This is a genomic window from Labrys methylaminiphilus subsp. lupini, from assembly GCF_051161885.1.
Classification (GTDB): domain Bacteria; phylum Pseudomonadota; class Alphaproteobacteria; order Rhizobiales; family Labraceae; genus Labrys.
Genome location: NZ_JBMDIH010000001.1, coordinates 4,508,307 through 4,524,073, shown reverse-complemented (window position 1 = coordinate 4,524,073; position 15,767 = coordinate 4,508,307). Strand labels below are relative to the sequence as shown.

The 15,767-nt window shown below is 64.3% G+C and carries 14 protein-coding genes; 12 read left to right on the top strand and 2 right to left on the bottom strand.

The window, feature by feature from the left end:
• Positions 1 to 55: 55 nt before the first annotated feature.
• From hyi to ACN6KF_RS21280, 5 genes are all read left to right on the top strand, one after another.
• Positions 56 to 832, top strand: a complete 777-nt coding sequence (hyi, locus tag ACN6KF_RS21300; protein WP_434958769.1) for a hydroxypyruvate isomerase — start codon at positions 56 to 58, stop codon at positions 830 to 832.
• 179 nt (positions 833 to 1,011) lie between these two features.
• Positions 1,012 to 1,908: a 2-hydroxy-3-oxopropionate reductase gene (glxR, locus tag ACN6KF_RS21295; protein ID WP_434959730.1), complete on the top strand. Its 897-nt coding sequence runs from the start codon at positions 1,012 to 1,014 to the stop codon at positions 1,906 to 1,908.
• Between the two features lie 138 nt (positions 1,909 to 2,046).
• The gene (locus tag ACN6KF_RS21290) at positions 2,047 to 3,321 is read left to right on the top strand and encodes a glycerate kinase type-2 family protein (protein ID WP_434958768.1); all 1,275 of its coding nucleotides are present in this window, start codon (positions 2,047 to 2,049) and stop codon (positions 3,319 to 3,321) included.
• On the top strand, positions 3,321 to 4,571 hold the full coding sequence (locus tag ACN6KF_RS21285) for an allantoate amidohydrolase (RefSeq protein ID WP_434958767.1): 1,251 nt from the start codon (positions 3,321 to 3,323) through the stop codon (positions 4,569 to 4,571). The genes ACN6KF_RS21290 and ACN6KF_RS21285 overlap by 1 nt, the downstream gene beginning before the upstream one ends.
• A 213-nt stretch (positions 4,572 to 4,784) precedes the next feature.
• Positions 4,785 to 6,008, top strand: a complete 1,224-nt coding sequence (locus tag ACN6KF_RS21280; RefSeq protein WP_434958766.1) for a M20/M25/M40 family metallo-hydrolase — start codon at positions 4,785 to 4,787, stop codon at positions 6,006 to 6,008.
• Between the two features lie 663 nt (positions 6,009 to 6,671).
• Here the strand turns inward: ACN6KF_RS21280 and ACN6KF_RS21275 are convergent.
• On the bottom strand, positions 6,672 to 7,943 hold the full coding sequence (locus ACN6KF_RS21275) for a urate hydroxylase PuuD (RefSeq protein WP_434958765.1): 1,272 nt from the start codon (positions 7,941 to 7,943) through the stop codon (positions 6,672 to 6,674).
• A 234-nt stretch (positions 7,944 to 8,177) separates the two neighbouring features.
• On the opposite strand from ACN6KF_RS21275, the gene ACN6KF_RS21270 reads away from it, so the two are divergent.
• The 4 genes from ACN6KF_RS21270 (at position 8,178) to puuE (ending at position 11,281) form a co-directional block, all read left to right on the top strand.
• The gene (locus ACN6KF_RS21270) at positions 8,178 to 8,327 is read left to right on the top strand and encodes a hypothetical protein (RefSeq protein WP_434958764.1); all 150 of its coding nucleotides are present in this window, start codon (positions 8,178 to 8,180) and stop codon (positions 8,325 to 8,327) included.
• Positions 8,320 to 9,273 carry a LysR family transcriptional regulator gene (locus ACN6KF_RS21265; RefSeq protein ID WP_434958763.1) on the top strand — a complete coding sequence of 318 codons (954 nt, stop codon included), beginning with the start codon at positions 8,320 to 8,322 and terminating at the stop codon, positions 9,271 to 9,273. The genes ACN6KF_RS21270 and ACN6KF_RS21265 overlap by 8 nt, the downstream gene beginning before the upstream one ends.
• 220 nt (positions 9,274 to 9,493) lie before the next feature.
• Complete coding sequence (gene uraH, locus ACN6KF_RS21260) at positions 9,494 to 9,847, top strand: hydroxyisourate hydrolase (protein WP_434958762.1); 354 nt, start codon at positions 9,494 to 9,496, stop codon at positions 9,845 to 9,847.
• 3 nt (positions 9,848 to 9,850) lie between these two features.
• Entirely contained in the window at positions 9,851 to 11,281 is a 1,431-nt protein-coding gene (puuE, locus tag ACN6KF_RS21255) for an allantoinase PuuE (protein WP_434958761.1), read from the top strand.
• Between the two features lie 86 nt (positions 11,282 to 11,367).
• On the opposite strand, the gene ACN6KF_RS21250 is transcribed toward puuE, so the two are convergent.
• Positions 11,368 to 12,429: an AI-2E family transporter gene (locus ACN6KF_RS21250; protein WP_434958760.1), complete on the bottom strand. Its 1,062-nt coding sequence runs from the start codon at positions 12,427 to 12,429 to the stop codon at positions 11,368 to 11,370.
• An 11-nt stretch (positions 12,430 to 12,440) separates the two neighbouring features.
• On the opposite strand from ACN6KF_RS21250, the gene ACN6KF_RS21245 reads away from it, so the two are divergent.
• The 3 genes from ACN6KF_RS21245 (at position 12,441) to glgX (ending at position 15,707) form a co-directional block, all read left to right on the top strand.
• Positions 12,441 to 12,578 carry a hypothetical protein gene (locus tag ACN6KF_RS21245; protein WP_434958759.1) on the top strand — a complete coding sequence of 46 codons (138 nt, stop codon included), beginning with the start codon at positions 12,441 to 12,443 and terminating at the stop codon, positions 12,576 to 12,578.
• Positions 12,579 to 12,674: 96 nt separating this feature from the next.
• Positions 12,675 to 13,151, top strand: a complete 477-nt coding sequence (locus ACN6KF_RS21240) for a DUF992 domain-containing protein (protein WP_434958758.1) — start codon at positions 12,675 to 12,677, stop codon at positions 13,149 to 13,151.
• 438 nt (positions 13,152 to 13,589) lie between these two features.
• Complete coding sequence (gene glgX / locus ACN6KF_RS21235) at positions 13,590 to 15,707, top strand: glycogen debranching protein GlgX (protein WP_434958757.1); 2,118 nt, start codon at positions 13,590 to 13,592, stop codon at positions 15,705 to 15,707.
• Positions 15,708 to 15,767: the final 60 nt, after the last annotated feature.

The following is a 15,767-nucleotide window of genomic DNA, read 5'->3' as shown; positions in this document are numbered from 1 at the left end:
GACGCTACGCGTCGACCCTCCCCCTCGAGGGGAGGGTAGAATTAGCGGAACCGCCATGCCTAAATTTGCCGCCAATCTGACCATGCTGTTCAACGAAGTGCCGTTCATGGAGCGCTTCGCGGCAGCCGCCCGCAACGGCTTTGCGGGCGTGGAATATCTGTTCCCCTATCCCTTCCCGGCGTCCGATCTGGCTGCCGCCCTGAAGGAGCACAAGCTCACCCAGGTCCTGCACAATCTGCCGGCCGGCGACTGGGCGGGCGGGGAGCGCGGCATCGCCGTGCTGCCCGATCGCAAGGCGGAGTTCCGTGACGGCGTTGCTGAGGCCATCACCTATGCCAAGGCGCTGGACTGCAAGCTGGTCAACTGCCTGGCCGGCATCGCGCCCGCCTCCGTCGATGCGGGGCAGGCAAGGGCCACCTTCGTCGAAAACATCGGCTACGCCGCAGGTGAGTTGAAGAAGGCCGGCATCCGCCTGGTGATCGAGGCGATCAACACGCGCGACATTCCCGGCTTCTACCTGACCAACACCCGCCAGGCGGCCGAGATCATTGCCGAGACCGGCTCGGACAATGTCGGTCTGCAATACGACATCTACCACATGCAGATCATGGAAGGGGATCTGGCCCGCACCATCGAAAAGCACCTGCCTGAGATCTGGCACGTGCAGCTGGCCGACAATCCCGGCCGCAACGAACCGGGCACCGGCGAGATCAACTACCCCTTCCTCTACCAATGGCTCGACCAGCTCGGCTACGCCGGCTGGATCGGCTGCGAATACAAGCCCAAGGGCGAGACCGAAGCGGGCCTGGGCTGGTTCAAGCAGGCTCGCTGAGTCCGTCCCATAAATCCCCTTCTCCCCTTGCGGGAGAAGGACCCGGCAGGGGGATGAGGGGTCTTGCGATCCCATGCCGGTGCGGTGGTTCACCCCTTATCCGCCCCTATCGGGGCACCTTCTCCCTCAGAGGGAGAAGGCGGCTGGCTGGCGCTTGCGCCTAAGGAACAAGGATCTTCATCATGAATATCGGCTTTGTCGGACTTGGCATCATGGGCGCCCCGATGGCGGGGCACCTGATCGCGGCCGGCCATACCCTCTTCCTCAACACGCTCGGCAATGTGCCCGAGGACCTGATCAAGGCCGGCGGCAAGGCCGAGCCGAGCGCCGCCGATGTCGCCCGCAAGGCCGACATCATCATCACCATGGTGCCCGATACCCCGGACGTGGAGACGGTGCTGTTCGGCAAGGGCGGCGTCGCCGAAGGCCTTTCCGCCGGCAAGCTCGTCATCGACATGAGCTCGATCTCCCCGGTGGAGACCAAGAAGTTCGCCAAGCGCATCAACGAGCTCGGCGTCGACTATCTCGACGCGCCGGTCTCGGGCGGCGAGGTCGGCGCCAAGGCCGCCTCCCTCACCATCATGGTCGGCGGCCCGGAAGCCGCCTTCGAGCGCGCCAGGCCGCTGTTCGAGAAGATGGGCAAGAACATCACTTTGGTCGGCGGCAATGGCGATGGCCAGACCACCAAGGTCGCCAACCAGATCATCGTCGCCCTTAATATCGAGGCCGTCGGCGAGGCCCTGCTGTTCGCTTCGCGCGCCGGTGCCGACCCGGCCAAGGTGCGCCAGGCCCTGATGGGCGGCTTTGCCGCCTCGCGTATCCTGGAAGTGCATGGCGAGCGCATGGTCAAGCGCACTTTCGATCCGGGCTTCCGCATCGCCCTGCACCAGAAGGACCTTAATCTCGCTTTGACCACGGCCCGCCAGCTCGGCCTCTCCCTGCCCAACACCGCCACCGCCCAGGAATTGTTCAATGCCTGCGTCTCGCATGGCGGCGCGGCCTGGGATCATTCCGGCCTGGTCCGGGCGCTGGAGATCATGGCCAATCACGAGATCGGCGCACCGGTCAAGGGCTGACGCCAGCCATCGCTCTTTCCCGCTCCCGGGTGGGGGAGACCGTCGGTTCCGGTGCAGAAGCTCCTCGTTTCGACGTATCTTTGCGATTCCAGACGCTTCCGTCTGATCACAAAACGCTTTGGCACAGAAAGGTTCGCCATGCCTGAACGGGCATTGTTGACATCGATGTTCGAGGCAGCAGTGGCTGCGGCGACACCTTCTGCCTGCATGCCGGCCTTCCTGCCGCGGCCGCCGAAGGGGCGGACCATCGTGGTTGGGGCCGGCAAGGCCGCCGCCGCCATGGCCAAGGCGCTGGAAGAGTCATGGCCCGGCCCACTCGAGGGCCTGGTAGTGACGCGCTACGGCCATGCCGTGCCGTGTCAGCGTATCGCGGTGATCGAAGCCGCCCATCCCGTACCGGACCTCAACGGTGTCAGGGCGGCGGCACGCATGCTCGCCCTGGTGGAAGGGGCTGGCGAGGACGATCTCGTCATCGCGCTGATCTCCGGCGGCGGCTCGGCCCTGCTCAGCTTGCCGGCGGAAGGATTGCTGCTTTCCGACAAGCAGGCGATCAACAAGGCGTTGCTCAAATCGGGCGCGCCGATCGACGAGATGAACTGCGTGCGCAAGCATCTGTCCGCCATCAAGGGCGGGCGGCTGGCCGCCGCCGCCTTCCCGGCACGTGTCGTCAGCCTGGTGATCTCGGACGTGCCGGGCGACGATCTCGCCGCCATCGCCTCCGGCCCCACCGTGGCCGATCCCACCACCTTTGCCGACGCCAGGGCCATCCTTGCCCGCTACGGCATCGATGGGCCAGCACCGGTGATCGCTCATCTCGAAGCGGCCCAGGAGGAGACACCCAAGCCCGGCGATCGGCGCCTCGCCCGCGGCGAGATCCATCTGATCGCCTCGCCGCAGCAATCGCTGCTGGCAGCGGCCGCGGTTGCCCGCAAGGCCGGCATCACCCCGATCATCCTGGGTGATTCCCTGGAGGGGGAAGCTCGTGACGTCGGCATCGTCATGGCCGGTATCGCCCGCCAGGTCGCCCAGCACGGCCAGCCCGCAGCCGCACCCTGCGTGCTGATCTCCGGCGGCGAGACCACGGTTACCGTGCGCGGCAAGGGCCGGGGCGGGCGCAATGTCGAATATCTGCTCTCGCTTGCCGTCAAGCTCGGCGGACAACGCGGCATCCATGCCCTGGCCGGTGATACCGACGGTGTCGACGGCGCCGAGGAAGTGGCCGGTGCGATGATCGATCCGACAAGTCTTGCACGCGCACGCGCCGCCGGGCTTGATCCGATCGCCAGCCTCGACAACAACGATGCCCATACCCTGTTTCAGGCTCTTGGCGACCAGATCGTCACCGGTCCGACCTTGACCAACGTCAATGATTTCAGGGCTGTGCTGATACTGCCCGAAGGAATGAAGCTGTGATGAGATTAGCCCTCGCAACATCAGCCATCCCCAGTGGTGTCCGTGCCATGGCCCGGCTCGATGAGTTGGCAATCTGCTCCGCCGACGAGGGAGCTCTGACCCGGCTTTATCTCACGCCTGAGCATGCCGCGGCCATCGCGCTGGTGAAGGGCTGGATGGAAGAGGCCGGCATGTCGACGGAGCTCGATGCGGCCGCGACGCTGATCGGCCACTATCCCGGCGCCACGCCCGATGCGCCCGTGCTCATCCTGGGTTCCCACATCGATACCGTGCGCAATGCGGGGCGCTATGACGGCAATCTGGGCGTGATCGTCGCCATCGAGGCGGTGGCGGCGCTGCATCGCGCCGGCGAGAAGCTGCCCTTCGCCATCGACGTCGTCGCCTTCGGCGACGAGGAGGGGGTGCGCTTCCCGGTGACGCTGACGGGATCGCGCTCGCTCGCCGGCACCTTTCTATCAGGCAATCTCGACGCCACCGACAAGGCCGGCACCAGTCTACGCCAGGCCCTGATCGATTTCGGCTGCGATCCCGACGCCGTGTCCCGCCTCGGCCGCGATCCCCGCCGCACGCTGGGCTATGTCGAGGTCCATATCGAACAGGGGCCGGTGCTGGAGGCGGAGGATCTGCCCGTCGGCGTCGTCACCGCCATCAACGGCGCCAGCCGCTTCAAGGTCGAACTCACCGGCAAGGCCGGCCATGCCGGCACTGTGCCGATGGGGCTGCGCCTCGATGCCGGCGCGGCCGCGGCCGAGATGATCCTGGCGACCGAATTGATCACCACCACCTCGGGTGATCTCGTTGCTACGGTCGGCGCCTGCGAATTCCGCCCCGGCGCGGTCAACGTCATCCCCGGCAGTGCGCATTTTTCGGTCGATATCCGCAGCCCCGACGACAACATCCGCAACGCCGCCGTCACCGAGCTGACGGCCCGGTTCGAGGCGATCGCGGCCCGTCGCGGCGTCGCCTTCGCCATCCAGAAGACCTATGACGAGCCCGCGGCCCGTTGTGATGACGGCCTGATCGAGACCTTCGAGGCGGCGGTGGCCGCGACCGGCCTCAAGCCCCTGCGGCTATCGAGCGGCGCTGGCCATGACGGCCTCGCCATGATCAGCCTGTGCCCGATCGCCATGCTGTTCCTGCGCTGCAAAGGTGGTGTCAGCCACAACCCGGCCGAAGCCATCTTCACCGAGGACGTCGGCGCTGCCCTGGAGGTGCTGATCGACTTCCTCAAGCGCCTGCCCGCCTCCTAACTCTTTACCCTCCCCTGGAGGGGGAGGGTCGACGCGCAGCGTCGGGGTGGGGTGACTTCTTCACAAGAAACCGACCTTCCACTGATGAAGACCTGCGTATTTTCACCCCACCCCGGCCTTTCAGGCCGCCCCCCCTCCAGGGGAGGGCAAAGCAACCGAACCTTCGAGGCCGATCTGGGATTGGCCCATCCACCCCATCTGAACGAGACCATAATGAGCATCAAGGACACTATCCGCACCTATCTGGAAAGCGAGCGTGAGCGGCAGACCGAATTCCTCGCCGAACTCGTGCGAACCCCGTCCGACAATCCGGCCGGTGATTGCGCCGCCCATGCCGAGAAGGCCGCGCGCCTGCTCGAGGGCCTCGGTTTCACCGTCGAGCGCCATGTCGTGCCCAAGGCGCTGGTGCGCCAGCACGGCATGATCTCGGCCACCAATCTGATCGTGCGCAAGCGCTTCGGGGACGGGCCCGTCATCGCCCTCAACGCCCATGGCGACGTGGTGCCGCCCGGCGAGGGCTGGACGCGCGACCCCTATGGCGCCGAGATCGTCGATGGCTGGATGGTCGGCCGCGGCGTCGCCGTGTCGAAGTCCGACTTCGCCACCTATGCCTTCGCCCTGCTCGCTCTGGAAAAGGTCGGCCGCGAGCTCAAGGGCACCATCGAACTCCATCTCACCTATGACGAGGAAGCCGGCGGCGAGATCGGTCCCGGCTGGCTGCTGTCGGAAGGCCTGACCAAGCCGGATCTGGCGCTCGGGGCCGGCTTCTCCTACGCCGTCGTCAACGCCCATAATGGCTGCCTGCATCTCGAAGTCGAGGTGAACGGGCGCTCGGCCCACGCCGCCAAGCCCTGGACAGGCGTGGACGCGCTCGAAGCCGCCACCAATATCCTCGGCGCCCTCTATACGTGGCGCGCCTCGCTGGCCCAGCGTGTTTCGGCGGTGCCAGGCATCGGCGCCCCGCAGCTCACCATCGGCCTCATCCATGGCGGCATCAACACCAATGTCGTGCCCGACCGGGTGACCTTCCGCCTCGACCGGCGCATGGTGCCGGAAGAAAAGGGTGGGGACGTCGAGGCTGAATTGCGCAAGGTGATCGAAGGCGCGGTCCAGGCGAGCCCTGCCGCACGCGTCGAGGTCCGCCGCATCCTGCTGGCCGAGCCGCTGACGCCGCTGCCGGGCTCAGAACAGCTCTCCGAAGCGCTGACCCGCGAGGCAAGCCGCGTGATGGGTGTGCCTGTCACCACCAATGGCGTGCCGCTCTATACCGATGCCCGCCACTATGCCGCCAAGGGCATTCCGATCGTGCTCTACGGTGCAGGTCCCCGCACCATCGAAGAGGCCAACGCCCATCGCGCCGATGAGCGGCTCTATTTGCCCGACCTCTACAAGGCGACCGAGGTCGTGGCCGCGGCGCTGGCAGATCTGCTTTCCTGATTCAGCGCAGGCGAGGGAAAGGTCACCGTGCCTGCACGCCTGCCTTCACTCGTTGGACCCGATTTGCCGAAGGGCCTTCCCCGCAAGGGGGAGGCCCTTTGTTTTGAGAGGCCCTTTTCGAGCGCCCGCGATCCCTGTCTCGACCGTCCGTCGCGCCCGGCCGTGCCCGTCGCTTCTGCCGGCGGGACCGGGACGGGTGGCATCATGTCGGGCTGCACATCGGTGTTTGCACACGGTCGCCAAACGGACGGATGGGGAGGGTGGGCAATGCGATATCCGCCGAGCGCTGGCGCGACGGTGACGCGATCTCGTTGCATGCGGAGACCGTTCGATGCAGCCTCGCCGGGACGTTGTGATCGGTTGTTCTGGTCGCGATGCCTGCATGCGGCAGCACGCAGCCGAGGCAGGACGTCGTCTCCCTTCTTATTGAGTCCGGCAATTTTATCGCGCGCGATACCATCGCTCGGCAAGGAGAGATGGCAGGCCACTTGCAATGTCGGGCGTGATGCTTGTTCGCCCTGGCGTCAATGGCCCGCCTCCTCACGCAACAGCGGAGCGGCATGCCGACAGGACCTGCCTGGCCCGTCACGCAAAAAAGGCCCCGCGAACGGGGCCTTGCACGATGGTTCTGGGAAGGGAGGAGGGATTGGTGCCGGCCCGGCCTCAGCGGCCGGCGAGCTGAACGGCTGGCTTGGCTTGCGCCGCGGCCTTCTCACGCCTGAGCACCCAGTCGCGCACCACACGGCGTTCTTCCGGGGTCATCTCGGTGACGTTGTTCGGCGGCATCGCATGCGTCATCACCGACTGCACGAACACTTCATGCTCGTTGCGGGCGATGTTGGTAGGCGAGTCGAGGAGCACGCCCTTGGGCGGCATGTTGATGCCCTGATAGACCGGCGTCTCGGCATGGCACATGGAGCAGCGGCTGGCGATGATGTCGTGCACCGCCGCCGGAACGGTGGCGGCGAGGACGGTTTCGGTTGCCGCCGGCGCCTCGATGGCGCCGAGGTCGAAGGCATCGCGGAAGGCCGGCGAGCGGAAGGCGCTGATCCAGATGGCGCCGAAGATCAGGATGGCCGCAAGCGCCCAGGTCCACCACTTGTCGCCGCGTCCGGCATGGCGTTCGTTGTAGAACACCCGGATCAGCGCGCCGGCGACCAGGATCAGGCCGACAACCAGGAAGGCGAAGGGACTGGAATAGGTCAGCGGATAGTGGTTGGACAGCATCAGGAACAGCACGGGCAGCGTCAGATAGTTGTTGTGCGCGGAGCGCTGCTTGGCTGCCTTGCCGAGCGCCGGATCGGGCACCTGCCCGGCCTTGAGCGCGGCGATCACCTTGTGCTGGTTGGGGATGATGATGAAGAACACATTGGCCGACATCATCGTCGCCATCAGCGCGCCAGTGTGGATGAAGGCGCCGCGGGCCGAGAACATCTGCTGGAAGAACCAGGCCATGAACACCACGAAGACCAGGCCGATGCCGGCCAGCAGCGTCTCGTTCTTGCCGATCGGGGATTTGCACAGGAAGTCATAGACCAGCCAGCCGGCGGCCAGACCGCCAATGCCGACCACCAGGGCCACGGCCGGCGACAGCACCCGGACGCTGGGATCGATCAGGAGCAGGCTCGACTGGGCGTAATAGACCCACAGCAACAGGCAAAAGCCGGTCAACCAGGTCGAATAGGACTGCCATTTGTGCCAGGTGAGGTGCTCGGGCAGGAAGTCCGGCGCCACCAGATATTTCTGCACCTGATAGAAGCCGCCGCCATGGACTTCCCAGGCTTCGCCGCCCTGCCCCGCGGGGATCTTCGGGGTGGGACGCATGCTCGCGTCCAGATGCATGAAGTAGAACGAGGAGCCGATCCAGGCGATTCCGGTGATGACATGTGCCCAACGCAACATCAGACTGCCCCATTCGTACAGGGTCATCAGCATTGATTATTTCCTCCCATTTCCGTCGTAGTCCGCAAAGCCGTCCTTTACTACGGGCTTACGGGCTGCATGATTGTTCCCGACAGTCACGGCAACAAATGCCGCCCTGTGGAGCTGACAGGCAAGAATCTCGCCAGTTTGATGACCTTCGACCCTCATTCAGATCGTCGAATGGGTTCGAAGGTGGATAGTCGATCCAGGCCAAAGATATTGGCCGCAAGCAGAACGAGGTGAAGCATGATCAAGCAGAAGCGAGGTTTTGGCCGGCGCTCCGGGTGTGCCGGTCAACCGATGACGATTGCTCCCAGTCACCTTCGTTTCATCCCGTCGAAGCTGGTCGAAACCACAGCCGACGGTCTGCCTTACGGAACCGCCCGCCATGCTTGAAAATTTCCGTTCCTTCGCCCGTGCCGTCGAAGCCGGCAGCTTCTCCGAAGCCGGCCGCCGCATGCGCGTTTCCGCCAATGTGATCAGCCAGCGCATCCAGGCGCTGGAAAACCACCTCGGCTGCCGGCTGTTCAATCGCACCACCCGCAATATGGGCCTGACCGAACAAGGCCGGATCTTCTACGACCACGTCATCGACGCCCTGCACACCATCGAAATGGCCGAGGCCAATATTGGCGAGCTCGGTGCCATGCCGCTCGGTTCGATCCGGGTCGCCGCGCCGCTCGGCCTCGGCCGGCGCCTTGTCGGCCCGACCGCAGCGGCCTATCGCGATGCCCACCCGCAGATCGACGTGCAGTTGCGCCTGTCCGAGCGCCGCCTCGACATCATCGCCGAATCCTGCGACCTCGCGCTGCAATTCGTCACCTATGCGGACAGTTCGATGATCATGCGCAAGATCGCCGACGCCGAGCGTGTCCTGTGTGCCTCCCCCACGTATATCGAACGCACCGGCATGCCGATGACGCCAGCCGATCTGGCGCGCCACCAATGCCTGCTGCTGCGCTTTCCCGGTTCGCGCGAGTTCCGCTGGTCTCTCAGCCAGGACGGGGATGAGATCAGCGTTCCGATCAAGGGCTCGCTCGATGCCGATGACGGCGATGTGCTCACCGCCTGGGCGCTCGACGGGCGCGGCATCGTGCTCAAGCCGGTCTACGAAATTGCCGATGCGCTTGCCCAAGGTCGTCTTGTTCCCGTTCTGACCGCCAATCCGCCACCGCCTGCCACGCTGGCCGTGCTCTATCCGACGCGAAATCTCGTACCGCTCAAGGTGAAGGCTTTTGCCGACCTGTTGGTCGAGCGGGGCCGACGCTATCTCGCGACCGAACTCGCCCGACTGGGTCCCCTGCCGTCAGGCCTGTCATCCTTGCAGGAGAATGAAGCCTGACACGCTCCATCAAGCCTGAGGATGGCCTGCAGCAGAAGAGTATTCTTTACCGAAACATCTTCACAAAATATTTGGAAATGCCGGGCCGCAAATTCGTTATCGTCTGGGGTGCGCCGTTAATGGCCGTGCCAGATTTCCGGAAGCAAAAACATTTCACGATCCGGGTGGATCGCAAGGGCGTGCTCCAAGCCGCTCAGGGACAGGATTGGGTGAGGACGACATGGGAAGGCTCTCCACGCATGTGCTCGACGTCAGCCGGGGCAAGCCCGCGCAGGGCGTGACCATCGAACTCCAGCGTCTGGATGCATCGGGCGGGCGCGTCACCGTGACCACGACGACGACGAACCAGGACGGCCGCACCGATCAGCCCCTGATGGTGGGCGATGCCTTTGTGCCCGGCGTCTATGAACTGGTTTTCCATATCGGCGCTTATTTTCGTGGTCTCAGTGCCATCGGTGCCGGCGAATTTCTCGATGTCGTGCCCCTGCGCGTAACGCTGGCCGACAAGGACGGACACTATCACGTGCCGCTGGTCTGCTCGCCCTTCAGCTATTCCACCTATCGGGGTTCGTGAGCGATGAGCGAGACGTCACAAGCGCCCTATGATCGCGATCTCATCGGCTATGCCGGCAAGCCGCCGCAGGCGGCCTGGCCCGGCAAGGCGCGGGTCTGCCTGCAATTCGTGGTGAATTACGAGGAAGGCGGCGAGAACTGCATCCTGCATGGCGATGCGGCCTCGGAAGCCTTCCTGTCCGAGATCGTCGGCGCCCAGCCTTGGCAGGGCCAGCGCCACATGAACATGGAATCCATCTACGAATACGGCTCGCGCGTTGGTTTCTGGCGCCTGCACCGGATGTTTACCGAGCGCCGGATCCCTGTCACCGTCTTCGGTATCGCCACCGCCATGCAGCGCAATCCCGGGGCCGTGGCCGCCATGGCCGAGGCCGGCTGGGAAATCGCCAGCCATGGCCTGAAATGGATCGATTATCGCGACTACACCAAGGAAGGCGAGCGCGAGCATATCGAGGAAGCCATCCGCATCCATGCCGAACTCACCGGCTCCAGGCCGCTCGGCTTCTATCAGGGCCGCACCTCGGCCCGGACGCTGGAACTGACCATGGAGGAAGGTGGCTTCCTTTACTCGGCCGATTCCTATGCCGACGAACTGCCCTATTGGGTCGAGGGGCCCCGCGGTCCCCAACTGATCGTGCCTTATACGCTCGATGCCAATGACATGCGCTTCGCCACGCCCCAGGGCTTCAACAGCGGCGATCAGTTCTTCGCCTATCTCAAGGACAGCTTCGACACGCTCTATGCCGAAGGCGGCGAGCAGCCGGCGATGATGTCGATCGGCCTGCATTGCCGCCTGGTCGGCCGGCCCGGCCGCGCCGCCGCGCTCGCCCGCTTCCTCGATTATGCCCGCGGCCATGCCGATGTCTGGTTCGCCACCCGCCTCGACATCGCACGCCATTGGATCCGCCAGCACCCGCCGGAAGGCGGCTATGTGCCGACACGCATCAACCGGGCTCTGTTCGTCGAGCGTTTCGGCGGCGTGTTCGAGCACTCGCCCTGGGTGGCTGAGGGCGTCTATGACAAGGGGCTGACGCCGGCCGAGGACACGGCCGAAGGCCTGCATGCGGCCATGACGAAGGTGCTGAACGCAGCTTCCGACGAGGCCAAGCTCGCCTTGATCATGGCGCATCCCGATCTGGCCGGAAAACTCGCCCAGGCCAAGATGCTGACCGCCGAATCCTCCGCCGAACAGGCCTCTGCCGGCCTCGACCGCCTCACGCCGGAGGAACTCAAGCGGTTCACCGAGCTCAACGACGCCTACAAGGCCCGGTTCGGCTTCCTGTTCATCATGGCGATCAAGGGCCGCTCGAAGGCTGAGATCATCGCCGCCTTCGAGCGGCGCCTGCAGCATGACCGGGCCCAGGAATTCGCGGAGGCCCTCAAGCAGATCGGCGAGATCGCCCGCCTCAGGCTGAAGGACATGCTGCCCGGCTGAGCGGCGGCAAGGGGAAGGGGCGGCGCCACCGTGAGCGGTGAGCCATGGTCACCGCACTTCCTTCAACCTCGCTTCGCGAGACAGCTTCAGGCTTCCAGGAAGCGGCCGATATTGTTGAGGGGGCCGACCCCGTCGCAGATGATCTTGAGGATGGCGAGCATCGGAACCGCCAGGATGGCGCCCGGCGCGCCCCACAGCCAGAACCAGAAGATCAAGGCGAGAATGATCAGCACCGGGTTAAGCGTGAAGCGCCTGGCCAGCAGCATCGGCGTGACGATCTCGCCCTCGATCAGATGGATCACCAGATAGAGCCCGGCCGGCAGGAAGGCCGCCAGCATCGTGTCGAACTGCAGCAGGCCGGCAAAGGCGAACAGGGCGACCCCGAAGAAGGGCCCTATGATCGGCACGAAATTGAGGGCGAAGGCGACGACTCCCCACAGGATCGGATCGCCGAGCCCGGTGGCCCACATGGTCAGGCCGGTGGCCAGCCCCACCAATCCGTTCATCACGGTGATCGTGGCCAGATAGATCGAGATGTTTTCCTCGATCTGCTGCGACAGCGTGACGACCTGCCGCTTGTCGCTGAAGCGGGGCAGGATTTCGACCATCCTGCGCAGGAAGGTGTCCCCCGATACCAGCAGGAAGTACAGGATCAGGATCGTTTCGAAGAAACCGCTGGCGAAATGCTGCGTGCCCCGGAAGGCCGCACCGAGAATGTCGACATTGGCGCCCCCACCGGCGCCGATCTGCTGCATGAAGCTCTGGAAGGTCTGGATCGGTCGACTGAGGACGGACAGGCGCTCCTGCAGTCGCGGCAGGGCTTCCGGCAGGCGGGTTGCCCATTCGGTGGCCGGCCCCGCGACGGCGGCCCCCAGCCCTACGAACAGGCCGAAGAAGACGAAGATCATCAGGAGGGCCGCGATGCTGCGCGGCAGGCGGAGCCGCTCGAGCTGGCGCATGACTGGTTGAAACAGCAGTTTCAGCACGAAAGCAAGCACCAGCGGCAGGATGATGTCGGCAGCGACATAGGCGATCGCCAGGCTCGCCAGGACCAGCAGGCAGGCCTGGATGATGGTTCGGGGATCAAGAGGAAGGCGTGCCTCCTCCAGTTCGCCTTTGATGTCCGTCTGGGCGGTGGGTGTGTTCACTGGAATAGGTGTTGTCTGATCTTGCATGCAAGGCCCTGCTGGTGGTCCGAGGCTGCCGCATCGAGGCATTGGAATGCCCGAGCCCGATCAGCAGCGTAACGTCCAACGTGGTTGGCGGCATCAGAGTTCCGGTCGATCCGGATGTGTGATGCCGCAATCGCACGCAGGACCATCGCGGAACCATCCATGACACGGATGGTTAGCATCCGTGAATGCTTCGGCAATCATCGACGAAAGGATGTTCCATGCGTGGTTCCACTGTCGTGGCTGGTACAGCTTTGGCGATTGCACTCGCCTGTGGGGGTACGGCTTCCGCCGCCTCCAGTGTCCGGCTCGGCGTCTTGCGCTGCAATGTCGCCGGCGGGCTCGGGTTGATCGTGACGTCCTCCAAGGAAATGAGCTGCGTCTTCAAATCCAATCGGGGCTATTCGGAACGTTATTACGGCACGATCCGAAAATTCGGCCTCGACATCGGCCGCACCCAGCGTGGCGTGTTGGTCTGGGGCGTGTTCGCACCCGGTCAGGGCCGCACGCGTGGTGCGCTTGCCGGCAATTATGGCGGTGTCGGTGCATCGGCGACGCTCGGGGTCGGCGGCGGGGCCAATGCGCTCGTCGGTGGATCGGGGCGTTCGATCACCCTGCAGCCATTTTCGGCCCAGGCCCAGACCGGCATTGGCCTGGCCGCGGGCGTTGCCGCGCTCGATCTGCGGGCTTTCCGCTGAAGCCGATCGAAGAGCGCCAGGGCCGTCACGAATCCAGCGTCGCGACGGCCGCGGCGCTTTCCCAGACCTTATGCGTTTCATGTGAAACCGGATCTGCGACGATGCCCGGGGAGTGGGGTGGTCTCATAGTCTGGTGTCAAAACGTAAAGTTAGGTATTCTGGTATTTAAAATTGAATATATGTGACAATAACATCAGAGCAATATCACTCGGTTTTAAAGTAAGGACATTGCGTACTTTCATGTACATGCGGTTGCGAAAAAATATCTTAAACGAAAGAAGTCTTATCCAAATAGCATTGCCTGTCTGCCGTTTCGCGATGGGGTGCAAATGCTTGCATCTGCCCATGTTGCAGTGCAATGTGTGACGGTGATGCGTTGCATCTCCCGCTGCTCGATGCGCGGGTGGCTCGCAGGACGACCGAACGGGAGACGACGGTATGACCCAGTTCTTCGGCACGAGGGTGCGTGAGGGACATCCCCATCCGCGCGGCGCGATCTGGGACGGGGCCGGTACCAATTTTGCGCTGTTTTCGGCGCATGCCAGCAAGGTCGAGGTCTGCCTGTTCGACTCGAGCGGCGAGCAGGAACTCGAACGCATCGAACTGCCTGAGTTCACCGACGAGATCTGGCATGGGTATCTGCCCGATGTCAGCCCCGGCACGCTCTATGGCTATCGTGTGCACGGCCCTTACGAGCCGAAGGCCGGTCACCGCTTCAATCCCAACAAGCTCCTGCTCGATCCCTATGCACGCGCCCATGTCGGCGCGCTGAAATGGGATCCGGCCTTGTTCGGCTATACGCTCGGCGAGGGCGATCTCAGCTTCGACACGCGCGACAGCGCCCCCTTCATGCCACGTTGCATGGTGGTCGATGCGCGCTTCGACTGGCCGGGCAATCGCTCGCTTGTGCCCTGGGACCAGACCATCATCTACGAGACCCATGTAAAGGGGTTCACCAAGCGCCATCCCGGGATCGCGCCGGCCTTGCAGGGCACTTATGCGGGCCTCGCCTCGATCCAGTCCCTCGAGCATATCCGCTCGCTTGGCGTCACCACGGTCGAACTCCTGCCGGTGCATACCTTCGTCGACGACGACCAGTTGCTCCAGCGCGGCCTCCGGAACTACTGGGGCTATAATTCCATCGGCTTCTTCGCACCCGATCCGCGCTATGCCGCCGATCCCCCGGGCGTGCTGGCCGAATTCAAGCAAATGGTGGCGCGCTGCCACGATGCAGGCCTCGAGGTCATCCTCGACGTCGTCTACAACCACACGGCGGAGGGCAACGAACTCGGCCCGACCCTGTCGTTCAAGGGCATCGACAACGCCTCCTATTATCGGCTGATGCCCAACGAGCCGCGCTACTACATCAACGACACCGGCACCGGAAACACCCTCAATGTCAGCCATCCGCGCGTGATCCAGATGGTGACGGACAGCCTGCGCTACTGGGTGAACGAGATGCATGTCGACGGCTTCCGCTTCGACCTCGGTACCGTGCTGGCCCGCGATGTCGACGGCTTCAATCCCGACAGCGGCTTCCTCAAGGCGGTCAGCCAGGATCCCGTGCTGGAGAACGTCAAGCTGATCGCCGAGCCCTGGGACGTCGGGCTCGGTGGCTATCAGGTCGGCGGCTTCACACCCGGCTGGGCCGAGTGGAACGATGTCTATCGCGATACCGTGCGTGACTTCTGGCGGGGCGAGGCCCGGCCTGCAGCCCTGGCGCCCCGCCTGTGCGGCTCACCGGACAAGTTCGACCATCGTGGCCGCAAGTCTTGGGCCTCCGTCAACTTCGTCACCGCCCATGACGGTTTCACGCTGCGCGACCTGGTTTCCTATAATGACCGCCATAACGAAGCCAATGGCGAGGACAATCGGGACGGCAGCTCCAACAACCGCTCCTGGAATTGCGGCGCCGAAGGGCCAAGCGACGACATAGCCGTCAAGGATCTGCGCGAACGCCAGATGCGCAATTTCCTGGCGCTGCTGCTGCTCTCGCAGGGGACGCCGATGATCGTGGCCGGCGACGAGTTCGGGCGCAGCCAGCAGGGCAACAACAATGCCTATTGCCAGGACAACGAGATCAGCTGGCTTGATTGGCAGGCAGCGCAAGAGGGCAAGGCGCTCACCGATTTCGTCCGCAGGCTGACGGTTCTCCGGCGCAAATATCCGATCCTGCGGCGATCGCGTTTTCTGATCGGCGAGCGCATCAACGAGGCGATCGACGTGCGCGAGGCGACCTGGATCCATCACAGCGGCGAGGAAATGACGAGGGCGCGCTGGGACGATGCCGACGAACCCTCCTGCTTCGGCCTGTTGCTGGACGGCCGGGCCCAGGCCAGCGGCATCCGCAAGCGTGGAGCGGACGCCACACTGCTTGTCCTGCTCAATGCCCATCACGAGACGCTGAACTTCACCTTGCCGCCCTGCTATGACGGTTCGGCGTGGAAACGCCTGATCGCCACCGATGATCCGGATCTACCTGAAACGAACATCGCCGTCGGCCAGACCTATGCGCTCGCCAGTCGTTCCCTGGTTCTGTTCGAGCGGGTCGATTGAACCGGCCCTGTTTTCCCCGTCGGATAGGCTATAGTGCCGTGAGTGCCCGAAGCGCCCATT

Bases quoted from the DNA above. Each gene is read 5' to 3' on its own strand.
- hyi (WP_434958769.1), top strand. From the start codon at position 56: ATGCCTAAATTTGCCGCCAATCTGACCATGCTGTTCAACGAAGTGCCG.
- ACN6KF_RS21290 (WP_434958768.1), top strand. From the start codon at position 2,047: ATGCCTGAACGGGCATTGTTGACATCGATGTTCGAGGCAGCAGTGGCT.
- ACN6KF_RS21285 (WP_434958767.1), top strand. From the start codon at position 3,321: ATGAGATTAGCCCTCGCAACATCAGCCATCCCCAGTGGTGTCCGTGCC.
- ACN6KF_RS21280 (WP_434958766.1), top strand. From the start codon at position 4,785: ATGAGCATCAAGGACACTATCCGCACCTATCTGGAAAGCGAGCGTGAG.
- ACN6KF_RS21275 (WP_434958765.1), bottom strand. From the start codon at position 7,943: ATGCTGATGACCCTGTACGAATGGGGCAGTCTGATGTTGCGTTGGGCA.
- ACN6KF_RS21270 (WP_434958764.1), top strand. From the start codon at position 8,178: ATGATCAAGCAGAAGCGAGGTTTTGGCCGGCGCTCCGGGTGTGCCGGT.
- ACN6KF_RS21265 (WP_434958763.1), top strand. From the start codon at position 8,320: ATGCTTGAAAATTTCCGTTCCTTCGCCCGTGCCGTCGAAGCCGGCAGC.
- uraH (WP_434958762.1), top strand. From the start codon at position 9,494: ATGGGAAGGCTCTCCACGCATGTGCTCGACGTCAGCCGGGGCAAGCCC.
- puuE (WP_434958761.1), top strand. From the start codon at position 9,851: ATGAGCGAGACGTCACAAGCGCCCTATGATCGCGATCTCATCGGCTAT.
- ACN6KF_RS21240 (WP_434958758.1), top strand. From the start codon at position 12,675: ATGCGTGGTTCCACTGTCGTGGCTGGTACAGCTTTGGCGATTGCACTC.
- glgX (WP_434958757.1), top strand. From the start codon at position 13,590: ATGACCCAGTTCTTCGGCACGAGGGTGCGTGAGGGACATCCCCATCCG.